The following is an 18,547-nucleotide window of genomic DNA, read 5'->3' on the forward strand; positions in this document are numbered from 1 at the left end:
CCAGGTAAACCTCGACGCCCCGACACACACCCCACTAGGCAAAACCGGCCTCCCGCGAGGGGCCCCGCGGCCGCGCGGGAGGCGCCGGTCAGCTCTCGTAGAGGGAGTCGATGATCTCCGCGTACTTGGCGTGCACGATCCGCCGCTTGAGTTTGAGACTGGGCGTGAGCTCCTCGGTCTCGGCGGTCCACTCCACCGGGAGCAGCCGCCAGCGCTTGACCTGCTGCACCCGGGCCAGCTTGTCGTTGGCGGCGCTCACCGCGGCCTCGACCTCCTTGAGCACGTCCGGGTGCTCGGCCAGCTCGGCGAGGGAGTCCCCGGCGATGCCACGGGACCTCGCCCAGCCGAAGGCCACGTCCCCGTCCAGGGTGAGGAGGGCGACGGGGTGCGGGCGGCGGTCGCCGAAGGCCAGGGCCTGGCCGATGAGCGGGTGCTCCTTGAGGTGGTTCTCGATGTTGGCCGGGGAGATGTTCTCGCCGCCCGCGGTGATGATGAGCTCCTTCTTGCGGTCGAGGATGCGCACGAAGCCGTCGTCGTCGATGGAGCCGACGTCCCCGGTGTGCAGCCAGCCGTCCTCGTCCAGCAGGGCGGCCGTCTCCTCGGGGCGGTTGAGGTAGCCGCCGGTGTTGAGCGGGCTGCGGGTGAGGATCTCGCCGTCCTCCGCGATCCGGACCTCCACTCCGGGCTCCGCCCTGCCGACCGAGCCCAGTTTGTAGTCGTCCACGCTGTTCGCGGTGAAGGCGCCGGTCGTCTCCGTCATGCCGTACACGTCGAGGACCTTGAGGCCGAGCCCGGCGAAGAAGCGCTGCACCTCGGCCGGCATCGGGGCGGCGGCGGTGGCGATCCAGCTGGCGTTGTCAAAGCCGATCATGGAGCGGATGATCGAGAGCAGGGCGGCGTCCGCGGCCTCGTAGGCGGCCTTGACCTCGGGCGACGGGCTCCGGCCGAACTGCCCGGCCTCGATGTAGGCGAGGCCGGCGGCCATGGCCTGGCGCACGGCTTCCTGCTGCTCGGCCGGCTGGGTGGCGAGCAGCGCCTGGAGGCGGGCCATCATCTTCTCCCAGACCCGCGGCACGCCGAAGAACAGCACCGGCCTGACCTGGCCGAGGGTGGCTCCCAGCTGGTCGAGATCGGGGCAGAAGTGGACGTGGCCGGCCTTGAACAGCGGCAGGTAGAGGCTGAGCACCCGTTCGGCGATGTGCGCGTAGGTCAGGTAGGAGATCTGGGTGCCCTGGGCGGGCAGCGCGGTCATCCGGTCGGTGGCGCCCACCTCGTAGAGCACGTTGGCGTGGGTGAGCGGAACGCCCTTGGGGTTGCCGGTGGTGCCGGAGGTGTAGAGCACGGTCAGCACGTCGCCGGGGGCGACGGCCCGCCAGCGCTCCTCGACGGCGGCGGGGTCGGCGGCGAGGCGTTCCGCGCCGAGCGCGAGGAAGTCGGCCCAGCCGAGGTACCGGTCGCCGGCGGGCGCGCCCTCCAGCATGATGACCTTCTCCAGCGCCGGGAGGTCGGCCAGCACGGGTTCCCAGCGGGCGAGGTCCTGCGGGCCGCCGAGCACCGCGACCTTGGCGCCGACGTCCGCGGCGACGAAGGCGACCTGCGCGGGCGTGAAGGTCGGGTAGACCGAGCAGGGGGTGGCGCCGGCGTGCACCGCGCCGAGGTCGGCGAGGACGTGCTCGCTGCGGTTGACCATCATCAGCGCGACCGAGTCGCCGGGGCCGACGCCGAGCGCGGCGAACCCGGCGGCGATCTCCAGCACCCGCCGGCGCGCCTCGCCGTAGCCGATCGTGGACCAGCCGCCCTCCACGGGATCGGAGTAGGCGGGCGCGTCCGGATGCTCCTCCGCCGTGCGCCGCAGTTGTTCGCATACGGTACGGCCGGCGATGTCCTCCTCGATCGCGGTCCGTAACGAGAGCAGGGAATCACCCATGCCGCCTCCGATCGTGAGCACTTGCAGGGAGTGGCTGCATCGCACCACAGCCCCACCCGGCCGACAAGACCTCCGGGGGCCGCCCTTCGCGCCAGGGCCGAGCACGGCGGCGGGCACCGTATGCTTCGAGCAGCCATCAGAGGGTGACGAACCGCTGCTCACGGGGGGTGCGCATGACGTCAAGGCCCGCTACGGCCGAGCCGGAGACGACCGTGCTCGGCCATCCTCGCGGCCTCGCCACGCTCTTCGGCACCGAGATGTGGGAGCGGTTCAGCTTCTACGGCATGCGCGCGATCCTGGCGTTCTTCCTCATCGCCTCGCCGGCCGCCAACGGGCTGGGCCTGCCGCAGCAGACGGCCTACGCGGTGGTCGGCGTCTACGGCTCGCTGATCTATCTGGTCGCGCTGCCCGGCGGCTGGCTGGCCGACCGGGTGCTCGGCGCGCGCAGGGCGGTGCTGGCGGGCGGGATCGTCATCATGGCGGGGCACATCAGCATGGCCGTCCCGGTGCGCACGCCGGCGTTCGTCTGGCTCGGCCTGCTGCTGATCATCGTGGGCACCGGGCTGGTCAAGCCCAACCTGTCGTCGATGGTGGGCAGGCTCTACCCGCGCGACGACAACGCCCGCCGCGACGCGGGTTTCTCGATCTTCTACTTCGGCGTCAACATCGGCGCCTTCGCCGCGCCCTACGTGGTGGGTGACTGGCTGGCCAGGGACGGCCGGTGGCATCTGGGCTTCGGGGCGGCGGCGGTCGGCATGGCGCTCGGCCTGATCCAGTACGTGCGCGGGTGGCGGAACCTCGACGGGGCGGGGATGGAGCCGGGGCACCGGCTCACGGCCGCGGAGCGGGCGAGGTTCACCCGGCTGGCCGGCGTCGGTTGCGCGGGCACGGCGGTCGTGGCGGCGCTGTGGGCGGTGTCGGGCACGTTCACCCTCGACCGGCTGACCGTGGTGCTGACCGTGGTGGCGATCGCGATCCCCACCGGTTACTTCGGGTACATCCTGCGCGGCGACCACGACCTGACCGAGTTCGAGCGGTCCCGGGTGCGGGCCTACATCTGGCTGTTCGTCGCCGCCGCGATCTTCTGGATGATCTACGACCTGGCGCCGAGCGTGCTCAACGTCTTCGCCAGGGACCGGACCGACCTGTCGCTCTTCGGGATGCGCATGGAGGCGGCCACCACGCAGGCGATCAACCCGCTGTTCGTGCTGATCCTGTGCCCGGTCTTCGCGGTGCTGTGGGTGCGGCTGGGCGACCGGGTGAGCGCGTCGCAGAAGTTCGCCCTCGGCCTGGTGCTGTGCGGGCTGAGCTTCGTCGTCATGGCGCTGGCCGCCCATCTGGCGGCCGGCGGGCGGGTCTCGCTGTGGTGGCTGGTGCTGGTCTACCTGGTCCAGGTGTTCGGCGAGCTGTCGCTGAGCCCGGTGGGGCTGTCGGTGACCACCCATCTGGCGCCGAAGTCCTTCCAGAGCCAGATGCTCGGGGTGTGGTTCCTGTCCTTCGCGGTGGGCGACGCGGTGGGCGGGCAGACGGCGAGGCTGCTCGGCTACATGTCCGAGCCGATGTACTTCCTGACGCTGGCGCTGATCGCGGTGGCGGCGGGGCTGGTGCTGCTGATGTTCGCCCGCCGGTTGACGCATCTCATGCGCGATGACTGATTTGCCCCTTATGGCATGATCTTCGACGTGAACGAGCTGCTGGATCTGGCGGGAATCTTCGTCTTCGCCCTCTCCGGGGCGCTGCTGGGCGTCCGCAAACGGCTCGACGTGGTCGGCATGGCGGTGCTCGGCGAGATGACCGCGCTGGGCGGCGGCATCCTGCGCGACCTCATCCTCAACCTGCGTCCCGCGGCCTTCGAGGACATCGGCTACGTGCTCGTCCCGCTGGCCGCCACCGTGATCGTCTTCTTCTGGCACCCGCAGGTCGAGCGCGTGATGCCCGCCGTCCTGGTCTTCGACGCCGCCGGGCTCGGGCTGTTCTGCGCCGTCGGCACCGAGAAGGCCCTGACGTACGGCCTGAGCCCGGTGCACGCGGCCCTGCTCGGCGTGACCACGGCGGTCGGCGGCGGCATCCTGCGCGACATCCTGGCCGGGGAGATCCCCCGGCTGCTCTACGACCGGCAGCTCTACGCGCTGCCCGCCCTGCTCGGCGCCGCGACGATGGCCGCGCTGTCCACGATGGGCCTGCACGGCTGGCCCGCCGTCCTGTCCTCCGCCGTGCTCGCCTTCGCGCTGCGCATCCTCGCCGTGCGGCTGCGGCTGCGCGCCCCGCTGGCCCGTGGGGTCAGGCCGCCCGGCTGAGCGCGCTCACAGCGCCGGCGTGAGGGACGCGGCCGGGCGCGGGCCGTACGGGCCCGCCGTGCGGGCGGTCGCGACGCGGGACACGGCCTCGGTCAGGACCCGGGGCGGCTGGGTGAAGGGCAGCCGCAGATGGTTCTCCAGCGTGCCGTCGACGCCGAACCAGGGGCCGGGGGCGAGCCGTACGCCGTGGCAGGCGGCGGCCTCGGCCAGCGGGGTCGCGGTGGGCGAGTCGAGCCGGACCCACAGCGAGCCGCCGCCCGCGGGCACGGTGAAGCTCCACGAAGGCAGCTCGGCGCGCAGCGCTCCGACCAGGGCGTCGCGCGCGGCGCCGAGCGTGCGGCGGCGTTCGGCGCGGGCCTCCTCGATGCGCTCGAACAGCCGCGCCACGACGAGCTGCTCGAAGATCGGGCTCGCGATCTCCACCGACGCGCGCAGCGCGGCCAGCCGCCGCACCAGCGCCGCCGTCGCCCTGACCCATCCGATGCGCAGGCCGCCCCACCACAGCTTGGACGCCGAGCCGATGGTGATCACCTGGGCGTCGGTGCCGAAGGCGGCCAGCGGCGCGGCGCCGGGCACGTCGTCCACCGCCAGCTCCGCCCAGGACTCGTCGGCGACCAGCAGGGTGCCGTTGCGCCGGGCCGCGCCGGCCAGGGCCGCCCTGGTGGCGTCGTCCATCAGCCACCCGGTGGGATTGTGGAAGTCGGGGACGACGTAGGCGAGCCGGGCCGAGGACTGGCGCATGGCGCTGGTCAGCAGGTCGAGGTTCCAGCCCTCGTCGGTCATGCCGGCCGGGACCGTCCGGGCGCCGCGCTGCCGTACGACGTCGAGCGCGTGCGGGTAGGTGGGCGACTCGACCAGCACCGGGTCCCCCGCGCCGGTCAGCAGGTTCAGCACCAGGTGGATGCCGTGCTGGGCGCCCGCGGTGACGAGGATCTGGCCGGGCCGGGTGGCGAGCCCGCGCGCGGTGTAGCGGGCGGCGATCGCCTCGCGCAGCACGGCCAGGCCGAGCGGGTCGTAGCCGGCGCCCAGGGTGTGCCTGGGCAGGTCGCGGGCGGCCTGCGCGAGCGCGCCGGGAAGCTGGGCGGTGGCGGCGGGCGCGGCGCTGTGCAGTTGCAGCATCCCCTCGTCCGAGGCGGCCAGCCACGGGTTGTCCGCGCTGAGCGAGGAGGGGTCGGGCAGCGCGGTCCAGCTTCCCGCCCCGCGCCGGGTGTCCAGGTAGCCCTGCTCGCGCAGCAGGTCGTAGGCGGCGGTGACGGTGGTGCGGGACACGCCGAGCGCGTGGGCGAGGTGCCGCTCGGCGGGCAGCCGTACCCGTACGGCGAGCCGCCCGTCCAGGACCAGCGAGCGCACGGCCAGGGCCAGCGCCCGGTAGTAGGGGCGCGCCGCCGGGTCCACGCTCACCAGGCGGGCGAGTTGCGGTCCGCTCAGATACCGATCCACCTCCCCCACTTTAAGGCCACTTTTCGGGATTGGCTCTTTATCGCCCGGCCAGCCGACCGGGACGATCGGAGCATCATGAGCGAAATCCCTCTCACCACTCTCGGCTCGCTGCCCTCCCGGCTCGTGCGCCTCTACACCGGGCTGGCCCTCTACGGGCTGGGCATCGGCATCCAGGTGGAGTCCCACCTCGGCGTGGACCCCTGGGACGTCTTCCACCAGGGCCTCGCCGTCCTGACCGGCTGGTCGATCGGCACCTGGATCATCATCGTGGGCGCGGCCGTGATGGTCTTCTGGATCCCGCTGCGGCAGCGGCCCGGCCTGGGCACGATCAGCAACGTGATCCTCGTCGGGCTGTTCGCGGACGCGGCCATCTGGGCGCTGCCCACCCCGGAGAACCTCGCGGCGCGCTGGGCCTTCCTGCTGGTCGCGGTGGTCGTCGTCGGCGCCGCCACCGCGCTCTACATCGGCGCGGGGATGGGTCCGGGCCCGCGCGACGGGCTGATGACCGGCCTGCACCGCCTCGGCCTGTCCATCCGGGCCGCCCGCTTCCTGATCGAGGTCTGCGTGCTCGCCGTCGGCTGGCTGCTGGGCGGCACCGTCGGGATCGGCACCGTCGTCTTCGCCCTCGCCATCGGCCCGGTCACGCAGTTCTTCATGACGCGTCCCGCCGCCAGGGGCTGATCCGGCCGCGGATCACGCTAGCGTCGGAGCATGCGGATCGAGGACTACGCCATGATCGGGGACATGCAGTCGGCCGCGCTGGTCGGTCGGGACGGCTCCATCGACTGGCTCTGCCTGCCCAGGTTCGACTCCCCCGCGTGCTTCGCCTCCATGCTGGGGAGCGACGGCAACGGCCACTGGTGGATCGGCCCGACCGGCCGCCCACCCGCCACCCGGCGGCGCTACCGCGACGACACGCTCATCCTGGAGAGCGAGTGGGACACCGAGGGCGGCACCGTCCGGCTGATCGACTTCATGCCGCCCCGCCATCCGCACCCCGACGTGGTCCGCATCGTCGAGGGCGTGTCGGGCACGGTGGAGATGACCGTGCAGATCCGGGTCAGGTTCGACTACGGCCGCATCGTGCCCTGGGTGCGCAGGAGCAACGGCAGCCTCCAGGCCATCGGCGGTCCGGACTCGGTGTGGCTGCACTCCCCGGTGCCGTTGAGGGGCGGCGACTACGCGCACCGGGCGACCTTCCGGGTGTCCGAGGGCGAGCGGCTGGCGTTCGTCTTCACCTGGCACCCCTCGCACGAGCCGATGCCGACGCTGATCGACGCCGAGGAGCAGCTCAGGGAGACCGCGAACCACTGGACCGAGTGGGTCGGGCGCTGCTCCTACGACGGCCCGTGGCGGGCGGCCGTGGTCCGCTCGCTGATCACCCTGAAGGCGCTCACCTACGCGCCCACCGGCGGCATCGTGGCCGCCCCCACCACCTCGCTGCCCGAGGACCTCGGCGGCACCCGCAACTGGGACTACCGCTACTGCTGGCTGCGCGACGCCACGATGACGCTCGACGCGCTCATCGGGTCCGGTTACCTCGACGAGGCCCAGGACTGGCGCGCCTGGCTGCTGCGCGCCATCGCCGGCCGCGCCCAGGACCTGCAGATCATGTACGGCGTGGCGGGCGAGCGGCGGCTGCCGGAGATGGAGGTCGAGTGGCTGGCCGGCTACGAGGGCTCCCGGCCGGTCCGGATCGGCAACGGCGCGGTCAGCCAGCTCCAGCTCGACGTCTACGGCGAGGTGCTGAACTCCCTCTACCTGTCCGAGGTCTCCGGTCTGTCCCCGGACAAGCGGGCCTGGTCCATCCAGCGCGAGCTGCTCGGCTACCTGGAGAACCACTGGGACGAGCCGGACGAGGGGCTGTGGGAGGTGCGCGGGCCGCGCCGCCACTTCGTGCACTCCAAGGTGATGTGCTGGGTGGCGCTGGACCGGGCGATCAGCCAGGTGGAGCGGTTCGGCCGGAGCGGCCCGGTGGACCGCTGGCGGGCGCTGAGAGACCGGATCCACGCCGAGATCTGTGAGAAGGGCTTCGACCCGGCCCGCAACACCTTCACCCAGTCCTACGGCTCCGCCGAGCTGGACGCCGCGCTGCTGCTCATCCCGATCGTCGGATTCCTGCCGCCGGAGGACTCCCGGGTGCGCGGCACCGTGGAGGCGGTCGAGCGGGAGCTGACGGTGGACGGCTTCGTCATGCGCTACCCGGTGGCCGAGGAGAACGCCGTGGACGGGCTGCCGGGCGGGGAGGGCGCCTTCCTGGCATGCAGCTTCTGGATGGCCGAGGCGCTGGCGATGATCGGCAGGCGGGACGACGCGGCCACGATGTTCGAGCGGCTGCTCTCGCTGCGCAACGACGTGGGACTGCTGGCCGAGGAGTACGACCCGCGTTACGGCCGGCTGGTGGGCAACTTCCCGCAGGCGTTCAGCCACGTGCCGCTGATCCACGTGGCCGGGCTGCTGAGCGAGCCTGCCCCGGCGGCCAGGCCGCTGACCGGGGAGGGCCTGCAGGAAGGCGCCTGACAGCCCGGCGCGCCGTCGGGAGCGGTGTCGTCTCGCGTGGGGCGTCACATGGTGGAGGTGAGCCCTTCCCCGATCTTCTTCAGCTCGGCGTCGACGGCCTCGGCACCGGAGAACTCCTCCGCGTACACAGGGCTGAACGCGATCTCGGCCCACTGCCTGCCGCCCGTTCTGAGGAACAGGGTCGGGGTGCCCTTCATGCCGTCCTCACCGACGTTCCGCACGACCAGGTAGCCGCTCCGGCCGCCGACGGTCACCTCCTCGCCGTCCTGCTCGTCGCGATACGCCCGGATCTGGTCGTCGACCTCCTGGACGGCCGCCTCCTCGTACATGCGAATCTGCACCCGGTAGGAGCCCTCGCCGTCGCCCTCGCGGTTGTACGACGTCATGTACCGGTCACCGAGGTCCACCGACCATCGGGACCACTGCAGCCCCTCGGGCAGGTATCCCACCCTGACATGCCCGAACTCCCTGCCATCGCCCAGGTCGCCCAGGTCCGGCGGCGCGGAACGCGCGGGCGGGGTGTCGTCGATGGCAGGCGGCTCCGGCGCCGGGGAGACGGTGCTCCACTCGTCCGTCGTGGTCGCCGGGCCGGCGGTCAGGTAGGCGACGGGCGGGGCGGCGACCACGACGGACGCGACCACGGACGCGACCACCGCCGCGGCCTTGGCCCTCCTCCTCCGGTCCCGGTGGGAGCGCAACACCCGGACCAGCAGGTCAGGCGCGGCCTGCAAGCTCGCCGTCTCGTCCGCCATGAGCCGGCGGATCTCGTCCTCAAGCGTGGGCATCCTTGATCACTCCTTCCAGTGTTTCCCGGCCAAGCGCCGAACGGAGCTTGGCCATGGCCTTCGACGTCTGGCTCTTGACCGTGCCGACCGCGCATCCGAGCACCTCGGCGGTCTGCGGCTCGGTGAGGTCCTCCCAGTACCGCAGGACGATCACTGCCCGCTGCCGGGGCGGCAGGGCGCGCAGCGCCTCCATCAGCACATGGAGCAGGTCGGGGTCGCCCGCGCGGGCCGACGTCTCCGGCGGGCTGTGCATGGGGATGATGCGGAGGAGCGCCCGGCGGCGGGCACGGCTGATGGCGGCGTTGATGATGACGCGCCGCACGTAGGGCTCGGGGTCGTCGTGGCGGACCGTCCGGTCCCAGTTCCGGTAGGTGCGCTCGAGTGCCGTCTGCAGCAGGTCCTCGGCCTCCGTCCTGTCGCCGCAGGCGAGATAGGCGACCCGGAGGAGGCTCGTGGCACGCGCGGCCACGAAGGCGCCGAAGTCATGTTCCTCGCCGCTCACGGCTGTCTGTCCGATATCACGCCTCCTCATACGCCTCGGCCTTCGCGACCGTTGCCCTGCCGCGCCGGATATTTTCACAGGCAACCCTTCAGGCGGCCCAGGCGTATGGATGGTCATGACTTCCGAACCATGGAGTGACTCGATGGCTCTCCCGACCGCGCCGGCCCGGCGGCTGACCGTTCTCGGCGTCGCCGTGGCCGTGGGCGCGACCCTCCTGAGCGCGCAGCCGGCCGCCGCGGCCGCTCCCCCCGAAGGGGCCTACTGGCACACCAGGACGATTTCGACGTCCACCCATCCCTTGCGATTCGGCACCAGGGCGCACCCCTATTCGCTGGTCCAGCAGGAGATCGAGGAGCGGTGGAGCGCCCCTGACGGCAGAGCCTGGGTCGGACGCCGCGAGCTGGCGACGCTGCCGGGGACCGCGGCCGACAGGAAGGCATGGCGGCGCGACGGCTCCCCTTCCAGGTGGAGCGAGTCGATCGACGGCAAGACCGTGAAGCTGTCCGCCCACCCCGCCCAAGGCCGTGTGGACCCTGTGCCGGGTAAAACCCAGTTCTGGTTCGCGGAGCAGTGGCTGACCTACGACGAGGTCCAGCGCCTGCCCGCCGACCCGGGACGGCTGAAGGACTGGATCACCAAGGCGGGCCGGACCAACCGGGAGAGCGACATCCCCGGCTGGGTCCGGTACACCCTGCCCGCGGTGCTGCACGACGTCCCCGCCCCGAAGGAGGTCCGCACCGCGGCCTACCGGGCCCTGCTGACGCTGCCGGGGGTCCGCGCCGGCGGCGCCGCGAAGGACGACCTGGGCAGGCCGGGCACCGTCGTCGTGATCGACAGTACGAGCGGGAAGGGGAAGGAGGCGACCGTGTTCAAGGAGAGGCTGATCGTCGACACCGGCAGGATGGTGCTGCTGTCACAGGACCAGAAGGCCACGCGCGACGGCAAGGCGGTCCCGGACATGTCCTCGGACGAGACGCTGATCCAGGTCGGCTGGACCGACTCCCGGCCTGCCGTACCGGCCCTGCCCTGACGCGCCGCGGCCAGAAGATCGGCCCCCGGCCCGGACATCCGACTCACCGGCGGATTCCGGCGCATGACCCTAGCGGGGCGGGCGGGCGGCGAGGGCGGCCAGCACGGACGCGAACTCCGGCGGCGGGGCGACGACGAGCCGCACCTGGCCGTCCTGGGCGACCAGGTCGGCCCTGATCAGGGTGAGCCTGCCCGCCCGCCACCAGTAGACCTGCGGGCTGAGGCCGTCCTCCCGCTCCTCGACCTGCCGCTGGGCGAAGACGCGCAGCCGTTCGATCGCCCGGACCACGCCGATCCCCTCGACGGGATGCGCGAGGAGCACGCCGGGGGCGGGCAGTGCCACCAGGGCGCCGTCCTGCGGGACCGGCAGGTAGTCCTCCAGGCACCGCAGGTGGGCGGGGACGCCGCTGGTGGAGCCGGTGAGCCGCCAGACCGTCACGCCGCCGAGGTCGCTTCTCGACACGGTCAGCCGCTCGTCGTCGCGGGCGTTGCGCAGGGCCAGGTCGAGCGCCTGGGCGGCCGGGATGGGCCAGCAGCCCGCCTCCTCCGGGCGGACCGCGCGGCCGGTGCCGCCGTACCCGACGGTGAGCACCTCGACGAGGTCGGCGGCGAGGTGGCGGCCGACGACGCGGTCGCCCTCGATCTCGTCGGCGGGACGGATCCGGGTGCGCAGCAACGGGCGGATCTGGGCGAGGTCGCAGGCGTCGAGCGGCTCACCGGCCACGGCGAGCGCGTGGGCGAGGTGCTCGGAGACCAGCTTGGGCCAGTCTTCCCTGGCGCTCCTGGCCGCCTCCCTGCGCAACCCTCTCAGCCTGACGGCGTGGCGTTCGGGCCCGGTGAGGAGCAGCGTGTCGCCGTCCGCGGCGAAGGAGCACGCGTAGCCGAGCGAGTCGGCCACCAGTGCCAGCAGCGAATCCAGGTCCACGTCCCCGGCCGGGCGCCTGGGCGGCATGCCCTGCGGCTCACGACTGCGCCGGAACAACCCCACGTCCGTCCCCTCTGCCACTTTCACCAGGCTTCGCTCTACATTGTCTTCTCCCTGTCACCCAACAGACCGGTCAGGGAGCACGATTCTGTATCGATAACACCAAGTCCCCCCAGCCACACGCTCTGCTGCGGTGATCCGTGCCCGACCGGCAGACCTGCGAGAACGGGGACGCCGAGCGGGACGAGCCGGTCGGCGAGGACCGGCATCGGGTCGCCGCAGTCCACCCACGAGCCGAGGGCGACGCCGGCCACGCCGTCGAAGGCGCCGGCCTGGAGAAGCTGGGTGAGCATCCTGTCGATCCGGTAGGGCTGCTCGCCCACGTCCTCCAGGAACGCGATCCGCCCGGCGAACCGCGGCGCGTACGGCGTGCCGCACAGCGCGGCGAGCAGCGACAGGTTGCCGCCGGTCAGCGGGGCCCGCGCCCGGCCGGGCACGAGCACCCGGTCGCCGGTGACCGGCTCGGGGCCGGCGGTCAGCGCGGCCCGCAGGCTCGCGAGGGAGCGCGGCTCCGGCCCGCCCGCGCCGCCCAGCACGTCGTTCCCCGGCATCGGCCCGAAGCAGCTCGCCACGCCCAGCCGGAGCGCGAACGCCTGGTGCAGCGCGGTGATGTCGCTGGAGCCGAGCAGGATCTTCGGCTCGGCGGCGGCCATCGCGTCCCAGTCGAGCAGGCCGAGCAGCCGGCTCGCACCGTAGCCGCCCCTGGCGCAGACCACCGCGGCCACCGACGGGTCGCACCACGCGCCGGCGAGGTCGGCGGCCCGCTCGGCGTCGAAGCCCGCGAGGTAGCCCTCCCGGCGCATCACGTGCGCGCCGAGGCTCACCTCCAGCCCCATCCCGGTGAGAACGGCGACGCCGCGTTCCAGCGTGTCGGGCTCGACCGGTCCCGAGGGCGCCACCACGGCCACCCTGTCTCCCGGCTTCAGCGATCTGGGCGTGCGCAGCCCCTCGTCCATCGTCGGCTCCCCGCTCACGTGACTCCTCCGGACCTCCATCCTGCCCTTTCACACCTGCCACGCGGGACCGGGGGCGCCCCCGCCCGGGGGCCGTGTCGCGGCCGGGACCGGTCCGAGGCGTTCGGCTGCGGAAGATCGCGGATATCTGATGGGATGGGAGCGTAGATCAGGAAATTTCCGCTGGTGGGGTATATGTTCGCGTCGGTGGGGGCGTGATCGGTAGGTGTACTCGGCAAACGGTGGCACACTGTCCACACCTATGCGACCTCCGCCCCACATCCTCGTGGTCAACGGCATCAAGGTCCGCCGGCCGGTGTTCGTGCTCGCCGCCCCGCACTCCGGCGCGGACCTGGTTGCCCGCGCGCTCAAGCGCTCGCCGGGCTTCCACGTCACGGTGGGCAGGCCGGCCGTGACCAACGTCGTCTACGCCTTCGCTCGCAGGCCGTCCATCGTCGTCAGGAACGAGGGCGCCGGCGCCTCCCGCGTGCTGCGGGACGCGCTGGCTGAGGCGTGGCAGATCGTGCCCGGCGCGTGCCAGGAGTGCGCCGACGCCTGCCGGGCGGCGGCCGGCCTGACCGGCATCGGCCCGTGCGCCCCGGCGGACACGGTGGCGCGGTACGGCGACGCCAGCCCCGACCTGCTCTACAGCGCTCCGCTGCTGCTGCGGGCCTTCCCCGACGCGCGGTTCGTCCAGCTGATCAGGGACGGGCGCGACGTGACCGCGGACATGATGGCCGACCCCGCCTGCATGGCGTGGTTCAAGCCGGTGATGCTGAGCGAGGGGACGGAGTTCCCCAACGCCTTCCTGGGAATCAACCGGGACGAGCACGTCCAGCGCTGGAAGGACATGCCTGCGGCCGGCAAGTGCGCCCTGCGCTGGCGCAGCGCGGTCCGGCTGAACGCCACGCTGCGCCGGCAGCTGCCGCACGAGCAGCTGCTCACCCTCCGCTACGAGGAGCTGACCGCCTCCCCCGCGGGCGCGGCGCGGAAGCTGTCGGAGTTCCTGGAGAGCCGGGTGTCCAAGGTCGCGCTCTACTCCGCGACCGCCGCCCGCCCCGGCTCAGCCCGCCCGCGGCTGGGCGCGCAGGACACCAGGCTGGTGGAGAAGGTCGCCCGCGAGGAGCTGGCCCGGCTCGGCTACGTGCCCGCGGCCCAGCCCTGAGCGGCTCACACGCCGCTGAACTGCGTGCGGTAGAGCTCGGCGTAGACCTTGCCGCCGGCCAGCAGCTCCTCGTGCCTGCCCCGCTCGACGACCCGGCCGTCCTGCACCACGAGGATCTGGTCGGCGTCGCGGATGGTGGACAGCCGGTGGGCGATCACCAGCGAGGTGCGGCCGGCCAGCGCCGTCTTCAGCGCCTGCTGAACGGCGGCCTCCGACTCCGAGTCCAGGTGGGCGGTGGCCTCGTCGAGCACGACCACCCTGGGCGCCTTGAGCAGCAGCCTGGCCAGGGCCAGCCGCTGCTTCTCCCCGCCGGACAGCCGGTAGCCCCGGTCGCCGACGACGGTCTCCAGTCCCTCGGGCAGCGCCTCCACCAGGTCACCGATCTGGGCCGCCCGCAGCGCCTCCCAGATCTCCTCGTCGGTGGCCTCCGGCCGGGCGTAACGCAGGTTGGCGCCGATCGTGTCGTGGAAGAGGTGGGCGTCCTGGGTGACGACGCCGACCGTGTCGCGCAGGGCGGCCATCGTCGCGTCGCGCACGTCGAGCCCGTTGATCCGGACCGCGCCCTCGGTGACGTCGTAGAGCCGGGAGACCAGGGACGTGATCGTGGTCTTGCCGGCGCCGGAGTGGCCGACCAGGGCGACCAGTTCGCCGGGCGCGGCGGTGAAGCTCACCCCGCTCAGCACCTCCTGGGCGGGGGCGGAGTCGGGCCGCGCCACGGACTCGAGGGAGGCCAGCGACACCTCCGACGCCGCCGGGTAGCGGAACCGCACGTCGTCGAACTCGACGAGCGCGGGCCCGCCGGGCACCGGCCGCGCGTCCGGCCGCTCGGCCACCATCGGCTTGAGGTCGAGCACCTCGAAGACCCGGTCGAAGCTCACCAGCGCCGTCATGACGTCCACGTGCACGTTGGACAGGCCGGTCAGCGGGCCGTACAGGCGCATGAGCAGGGCCGCGAGGGCGACCAGGGTGCCGAGCTCGAAGGCGCCGTTCACGGCGAGCACGCCGCCGACGCCGTAGACCAGAGCGGTGGCCAGTGCCGCGACCAGGCCGAGCGCGAGCCGGAACACCGTGCCGAACATCGCGACCGTGATGCCCACGTCGCGCACCCTGGCGGCCCGGCCGGCGAAGGTGACCGCCTCCTCGTCGGGCCTGCCGTACAGCTTGGCGACCATGGCGCCCGCGACGTTGAACCGCTCGGTCATCACCGAGCTCATCTCCGCGTCGAGCTGCATCTGCTCGCGGGTCAGCTTCGACAGCCGCCTGGCGAAGTACTTGGCGGGCAGCAGGAAGATCGGCAGCAGCACCAGGGCCGCGAGGGTGATCTGCCAGGAGAGCACCAGCATGGCGCCGAGCACGAGCACCAGGCTGATCACGTTGGACACCACGGAGGACAGCGTGGTGGTCAGGGCGCGTTGGGCGCCGATCACGTCGGTGTTGAGCCGGGAGACCAGCGCGCCGGTCTGCGCCCGCATGAAGAACGCCACCGGCATCCGCTGCACGTGGTCGAAGACCTCGGTGCGCAGGTCGTAGATGAGGCCCTCGCCCAGGCGCGCGGAATACCACCGCTGGGCCAGCCCGAGCAGCGCGTCGACGACGGCCAGCGCGGCGATGGCCACGGCCAGCCCGGCGACGAGCCCGGTACGGTGCTGCGCCACCCCGTCGTCGATGATCGACTTGATCAGCAGCGGGTTGGCGATCACGATCCCCGCGTCGAGGACGACCAGCACCAGGAAGGCGGCGATCTGTGCCGCGTAGGGCCGCCCGTAGCCGGCGATGCGGCGGACCGTGCCGGGCGCAACGCGCTCACGGACCACCGACTCGTCGCGCCGCATGGAGCGCAACGCCTGGCCGTAGCCTCCGCCGTTCATCATGGTCATGACGCCGTCGTGCCCGTCCTTCCCGGTCGGGGGGTGTGCTTTGCCGGGGTGCGGGCCGGATGCCTCTCCCGTGTGTGCCGTACAGCACGGGGGGACTCTCCGGCCATTCCCCGATCAGCTCGCGGCGAACAGCGTGCTCCCGTCGTGCTCACGAACGGGCGGACATGATCTTCAACCGGGCGATCTGCTCCTGCCGCTCGGCCGCGCTCTGCTCCTCCAGCGAGCGCTGCCCGGCGCCCTGGAGAAGCCGTTTGGTGGCGGTCGCCGCTCCCCGCTCGGTCGCGAGCAGCGCGCCCGCCAGATCGCGTACGGCCTGCCTGAGCTCTCCCCTGGGCACCACCAGCTCGCCCAGGCGCAGGTCGTACGCCTCCTTGGCGTCCACCGTGCGCGCCGTCAGGCACAGCTCGATGGCTCTGGGCAGTCCGACGAGCTCGACCAGCGGCTTGGTGCCTGTCAGGTCGGGCACCAGCCCGAGCGCCGGCTCCTTCATGCAGAACTTGGCGTCGTCGGCGAGGATCCGCAGGTCACACGCGAGCGCCAGCTGGAAACCGGCGCCGATCGCATGCCCCTGGACCGCGGCGATCGACACGATGTCCGGTCGCCGCAACCACAGGAATCCCCGCTGTGCCTTGGCTATCGTCTGCCCCAGGGACTCGTCGTCCCGTTGCCCGTTCGATGCGAACGAGCCCTGCCCCGGTACCCCATCCGGGGTGAACATCCGCAAATCGATTCCAGCCGAGAAGGACGGCCCCTCACCTTCAATCACGACGATGCGCACCTGGCCTGGCAGGTTGTCACCGATCCTGGCCAGTGCGGCCCAGGTCGCGAACGTCTGCGCGTTCCGCTTCTCCGGCCTGTCCAGTGTGATCGTCGCGATCTCGCCGTCCACCTCGAATCGCAGGCCGATCTCGGCAAGCTCGCTCGCCTCGATCGTCTCCGCGCTCCCCCCAACAGTCGCTTCCGCCATCGCCTCTCCCCTTCACTGATCCGTCACGCCCGAGCCTATCCACAAGGCAGAACGTCGTTCTGCTGGCCCGGGCGCGACGACACCGACTGACGGGGACGAGCGGCTGCGGTCGCGCGTTTTCCGAGGCGGTCGCTAGCGCTTCGACTTGCCCCGGGTGGCTCCGCCGCGTCCCCGTAGAGTCACGCCGGACTCGCTGAGAATGCGGTGGATGAACCCGTACGACCGGCCGGTAGAAGCGGCCAGCGCGCGGATGCTTTCGCCCGCGGCATAGCGCTTCTTGAGATCGGCGGCCAGTTTTTCACGGTCGGCCCCGGTCACCCGGGTGCCCTTCTTCAGAGTCTCGGCCACGAGTACCTCCTGTAGTGCCAGACTTCCGCAGCGTTACTCACGCCATGATCAGTCATTTCAGCCGGATCGGCTACCTACTCCATGGGAAAAGATCCGTACCCGCTCAAATTAAGATCAGGCAAGTGCCACAAGATCGGAAAATTCATCGCTCCAAGCGTCTTCTACTCCGTCTGGTAGCAAGATCACCCTATCCGGTTGTAGTGCCTCAACGGCGCCCTCATCATGCGTGACGAGGACGATCGCCCCAGAATAGGACCTAAGTGCCGAAAGTACCTGATCGCGGCTGGCAGGATCGAGGTTGTTCGTAGGCTCGTCGAGCAACAGCACATTCGCACTGGAAAGCACCAGCGTCGCCAGCGCCAGGCGGGTCTTCTCACCGCCGGACAGCACTCCGGCGGGCTTGTCCACGTCGTCGCCGGAGAAGAGGAACGAGCCCAGGACCTTCCGCAGCTCGACCTCGGGCACGTCGGAACCGGCCGAGCGCATGTTGTCGATGACCGTGCGCGCCGGGTCCAGAGTCTCGTGCTCCTGGGCGTAATAGCCCAGCTTGAGGCCGTGACCGGGGCGGATCTCGCCGCTGTCGGGCCGCTCGACGCCGCCCAGCAGCCGTAGCAGCGTGGTCTTGCCCGCGCCGTTGAGGCCCAGGATGACCACCCTGCTCCCCCGGTCCACCGCCATGTCCACGTCGGTGAAGACCTCCAGCGAGCCATACGCCTTGGACAGCCCCGCCGCGGTCAGCGGCGTGCGCCCGCACGGCGCCGGGCTGGGGAAGCGCAGCTTGGCCACCTTGTCGGCCCTGCGCTCCTCGGAGACGCCGCTGAGCAGGCGTTTCGCCCGGCGCTCCATGTCCTGCGCCGCCTTGGCCTTGGTGGCCTTGGCCCGCATGCGGTCGGCCTGCGACAACAGCACCGACGCCTGCTTCTCCGCGTTGGCCCGCTCCCTCTTCCTGCGCCGCTCGTCGGACTCGCGCTGCGCGAGATACGTGGTCCAGCCGACGTTGTACGTATCGATCACGCAACGATTGGCGTCCAGGTGAAGAACGCGGTTTACCGTCGCTTCAAGAAGGCCGACGTCATGGCTGATGACGATCAAACCGCCCTGATGGGATCGTAAAAAATCACGAAGCCACCCGATTGAGTCTGCGTCGAGGTGGTTTGTCGGCTCGTCCAGGAGGAGAGTCTCCGCTCCGGAGAACAGAATTCTGGCGAGTTCGACCCGTCGGCGCTGGCCGCCGGAAAGCGTCTCCAGCGGCTGGCCCAGCACCCGGTCGGGCAGGCCGAGGCTGGAGGCGATGGAGGCCGCCTCCGCCTCCGCCGCGTAGCCGCCGAGCACGTGCAGCCGGTCCTCCAGCCGCCCGTAGGCGCGCACCGCCCTGTCCCGGACCCGGTCGTCGTCGGAGGCCATGCCCTGCTCGGCGGCGCGCAGGTCGCGCAGCACCTCGTCCAGGCCGCGCGCGGAGAGGATGCGGTCGCGGGCGAGCACGTGCAGGTCGCCGGTGCGCGGGTCCTGCGGCAGATAGCCGACGTTGCCGTTCTTCGTCACCGAGCCGGCCGCGGGCAGGGCCTCGCCGGCGAGCACTTTGGTGAGCGTGGTCTTGCCCGCCCCGTTGCGGCCGACGAGCCCGATCTTGTCGCCGGGGTTGACACGGAAGGAGGCGCCCTCGATGAGCAGCCGCGAGCCCGCGCGCAGTTCGATGTCAGTAGCTATGATCATGGTCGGAGAAACACTCCCAGCCGGAGGTCGAAGGAAGGA

16 protein-coding genes are annotated in these 18,547 nt (G+C 71.8%); 6 read left to right on the forward strand and 10 right to left on the reverse strand.

Annotated features, from left to right (window positions below):
* Positions 1-88: 88 nt before the first annotated feature.
* Entirely contained in the window at positions 89-1,927 is a 1,839-nt protein-coding gene (locus QSK26_RS16785; protein WP_285776074.1) for an AMP-dependent synthetase/ligase, read from the reverse strand.
* 173 nt (positions 1,928-2,100) lie between these two features.
* Here QSK26_RS16785 and QSK26_RS16790 point away from each other — a divergent pair, with 173 nt between their 5' ends.
* Together QSK26_RS16790 and QSK26_RS16795 are read left to right on the forward strand one after the other, a co-directional pair.
* Complete coding sequence (locus QSK26_RS16790; protein WP_285776075.1) at positions 2,101-3,582, forward strand: peptide MFS transporter; 1,482 nt, start codon at positions 2,101-2,103, stop codon at positions 3,580-3,582.
* 15 nt (positions 3,583-3,597) lie between these two features.
* Positions 3,598-4,224 carry a trimeric intracellular cation channel family protein gene (locus QSK26_RS16795; protein WP_285776076.1) on the forward strand — a complete coding sequence of 209 codons (627 nt, stop codon included), beginning with the start codon at positions 3,598-3,600 and terminating at the stop codon, positions 4,222-4,224.
* Between the two features lie 6 nt (positions 4,225-4,230).
* Here the strand turns inward: QSK26_RS16795 and yczR are convergent, their stop codons facing one another.
* Positions 4,231-5,664: a MocR-like transcription factor YczR gene (gene yczR / locus QSK26_RS16800; RefSeq protein ID WP_285776077.1), complete on the reverse strand. Its 1,434-nt coding sequence runs from the start codon at positions 5,662-5,664 to the stop codon at positions 4,231-4,233.
* 75 nt (positions 5,665-5,739) lie between these two features.
* On the opposite strand from yczR, the gene yczE reads away from it, so the two are divergent.
* Both yczE and QSK26_RS16810 read left to right on the forward strand, forming a co-directional pair.
* Entirely contained in the window at positions 5,740-6,345 is a 606-nt protein-coding gene (yczE, locus tag QSK26_RS16805) for a membrane protein YczE (protein ID WP_285776078.1), read from the forward strand.
* 30 nt (positions 6,346-6,375) lie between these two features.
* On the forward strand, positions 6,376-8,184 hold the full coding sequence (locus QSK26_RS16810) for a glycoside hydrolase family 15 protein (protein ID WP_285776079.1): 1,809 nt from the start codon (positions 6,376-6,378) through the stop codon (positions 8,182-8,184).
* Positions 8,185-8,228: 44 nt separating this feature from the next.
* On the opposite strand, the gene QSK26_RS16815 is transcribed toward QSK26_RS16810, so the two are convergent.
* Together QSK26_RS16815 and QSK26_RS16820 are read right to left on the reverse strand one after the other, a co-directional pair.
* Entirely contained in the window at positions 8,229-8,969 is a 741-nt protein-coding gene (locus QSK26_RS16815; RefSeq protein WP_285776080.1) for a hypothetical protein, read from the reverse strand.
* The gene (locus QSK26_RS16820; protein WP_285776081.1) at positions 8,956-9,471 is read right to left on the reverse strand and encodes a SigE family RNA polymerase sigma factor; all 516 of its coding nucleotides are present in this window, start codon (positions 9,469-9,471) and stop codon (positions 8,956-8,958) included. Before QSK26_RS16820 ends, QSK26_RS16815 begins: the two co-directional genes overlap by 14 nt.
* A gap of 142 nt (positions 9,472-9,613) precedes the next feature.
* Here QSK26_RS16820 and QSK26_RS16825 point away from each other — a divergent pair, with 142 nt between their 5' ends.
* Positions 9,614-10,501: a hypothetical protein gene (locus QSK26_RS16825; RefSeq protein ID WP_285776082.1), complete on the forward strand. Its 888-nt coding sequence runs from the start codon at positions 9,614-9,616 to the stop codon at positions 10,499-10,501.
* Between the two features lie 69 nt (positions 10,502-10,570).
* Here QSK26_RS16825 and QSK26_RS16830 read toward each other — a convergent pair whose 3' ends face one another.
* Both QSK26_RS16830 and QSK26_RS16835 read right to left on the reverse strand, forming a co-directional pair.
* Positions 10,571-11,506, reverse strand: coding sequence for a hypothetical protein (locus QSK26_RS16830; protein ID WP_285776083.1), 936 nt, complete (start codon positions 11,504-11,506; stop codon positions 10,571-10,573).
* Positions 11,507-11,523: 17 nt separating this feature from the next.
* Complete coding sequence (locus tag QSK26_RS16835; RefSeq protein ID WP_285776084.1) at positions 11,524-12,459, reverse strand: S66 peptidase family protein; 936 nt, start codon at positions 12,457-12,459, stop codon at positions 11,524-11,526.
* A gap of 241 nt (positions 12,460-12,700) precedes the next feature.
* On the opposite strand from QSK26_RS16835, the gene QSK26_RS16840 reads away from it, so the two are divergent.
* Positions 12,701-13,603 carry a sulfotransferase family protein gene (locus QSK26_RS16840; protein WP_285776085.1) on the forward strand — a complete coding sequence of 301 codons (903 nt, stop codon included), beginning with the start codon at positions 12,701-12,703 and terminating at the stop codon, positions 13,601-13,603.
* A gap of 5 nt (positions 13,604-13,608) precedes the next feature.
* Here the strand turns inward: QSK26_RS16840 and QSK26_RS16845 are convergent, their stop codons facing one another.
* The 4 genes from QSK26_RS16845 to QSK26_RS16860 form a co-directional block, all read right to left on the reverse strand.
* Positions 13,609-15,480, reverse strand: coding sequence for an ABC transporter ATP-binding protein (locus tag QSK26_RS16845; RefSeq protein WP_285776086.1), 1,872 nt, complete (start codon positions 15,478-15,480; stop codon positions 13,609-13,611).
* Between the two features lie 148 nt (positions 15,481-15,628).
* Entirely contained in the window at positions 15,629-16,447 is an 819-nt protein-coding gene (locus tag QSK26_RS16850) for an enoyl-CoA hydratase/isomerase family protein (protein ID WP_285776087.1), read from the reverse strand.
* Between the two features lie 132 nt (positions 16,448-16,579).
* Positions 16,580-16,795: a helix-turn-helix domain-containing protein gene (locus tag QSK26_RS16855; RefSeq protein WP_093173121.1), complete on the reverse strand. Its 216-nt coding sequence runs from the start codon at positions 16,793-16,795 to the stop codon at positions 16,580-16,582.
* 114 nt (positions 16,796-16,909) lie between these two features.
* Positions 16,910-18,508 (reverse strand): ABC-F family ATP-binding cassette domain-containing protein, encoded by a 1,599-nt coding sequence (locus QSK26_RS16860; protein ID WP_285776088.1) that lies wholly within the window; start codon positions 18,506-18,508, stop codon positions 16,910-16,912.
* Between the last annotated feature and the right edge of the window lie 39 nt (positions 18,509-18,547).

The organism is Microtetraspora sp. NBRC 13810 (assembly GCF_030268685.1).
In the GTDB taxonomy this organism is placed as follows: domain Bacteria; phylum Actinomycetota; class Actinomycetes; order Streptosporangiales; family Streptosporangiaceae; genus BSRQ01.

Bases quoted from the DNA above. Each gene is read 5' to 3' on its own strand.
- QSK26_RS16785 (WP_285776074.1), bottom strand. From the start codon at position 1,927: ATGGGTGATTCCCTGCTCTCGTTACGGACCGCGATCGAGGAGGACATC.
- QSK26_RS16790 (WP_285776075.1), top strand. From the start codon at position 2,101: ATGACGTCAAGGCCCGCTACGGCCGAGCCGGAGACGACCGTGCTCGGC.
- QSK26_RS16795 (WP_285776076.1), top strand. From the start codon at position 3,598: ATGATCTTCGACGTGAACGAGCTGCTGGATCTGGCGGGAATCTTCGTC.
- yczE (WP_285776078.1), top strand. From the start codon at position 5,740: ATGAGCGAAATCCCTCTCACCACTCTCGGCTCGCTGCCCTCCCGGCTC.
- QSK26_RS16810 (WP_285776079.1), top strand. From the start codon at position 6,376: ATGCGGATCGAGGACTACGCCATGATCGGGGACATGCAGTCGGCCGCG.
- QSK26_RS16815 (WP_285776080.1), bottom strand. From the start codon at position 8,969: ATGCCCACGCTTGAGGACGAGATCCGCCGGCTCATGGCGGACGAGACG.
- QSK26_RS16825 (WP_285776082.1), top strand. From the start codon at position 9,614: ATGGCTCTCCCGACCGCGCCGGCCCGGCGGCTGACCGTTCTCGGCGTC.
- QSK26_RS16840 (WP_285776085.1), top strand. From the start codon at position 12,701: ATGCGACCTCCGCCCCACATCCTCGTGGTCAACGGCATCAAGGTCCGC.
- QSK26_RS16845 (WP_285776086.1), bottom strand. From the start codon at position 15,480: ATGACCATGATGAACGGCGGAGGCTACGGCCAGGCGTTGCGCTCCATG.
- QSK26_RS16850 (WP_285776087.1), bottom strand. From the start codon at position 16,447: ATGGCGGAAGCGACTGTTGGGGGGAGCGCGGAGACGATCGAGGCGAGC.
- QSK26_RS16860 (WP_285776088.1), bottom strand. From the start codon at position 18,508: ATGATCATAGCTACTGACATCGAACTGCGCGCGGGCTCGCGGCTGCTC.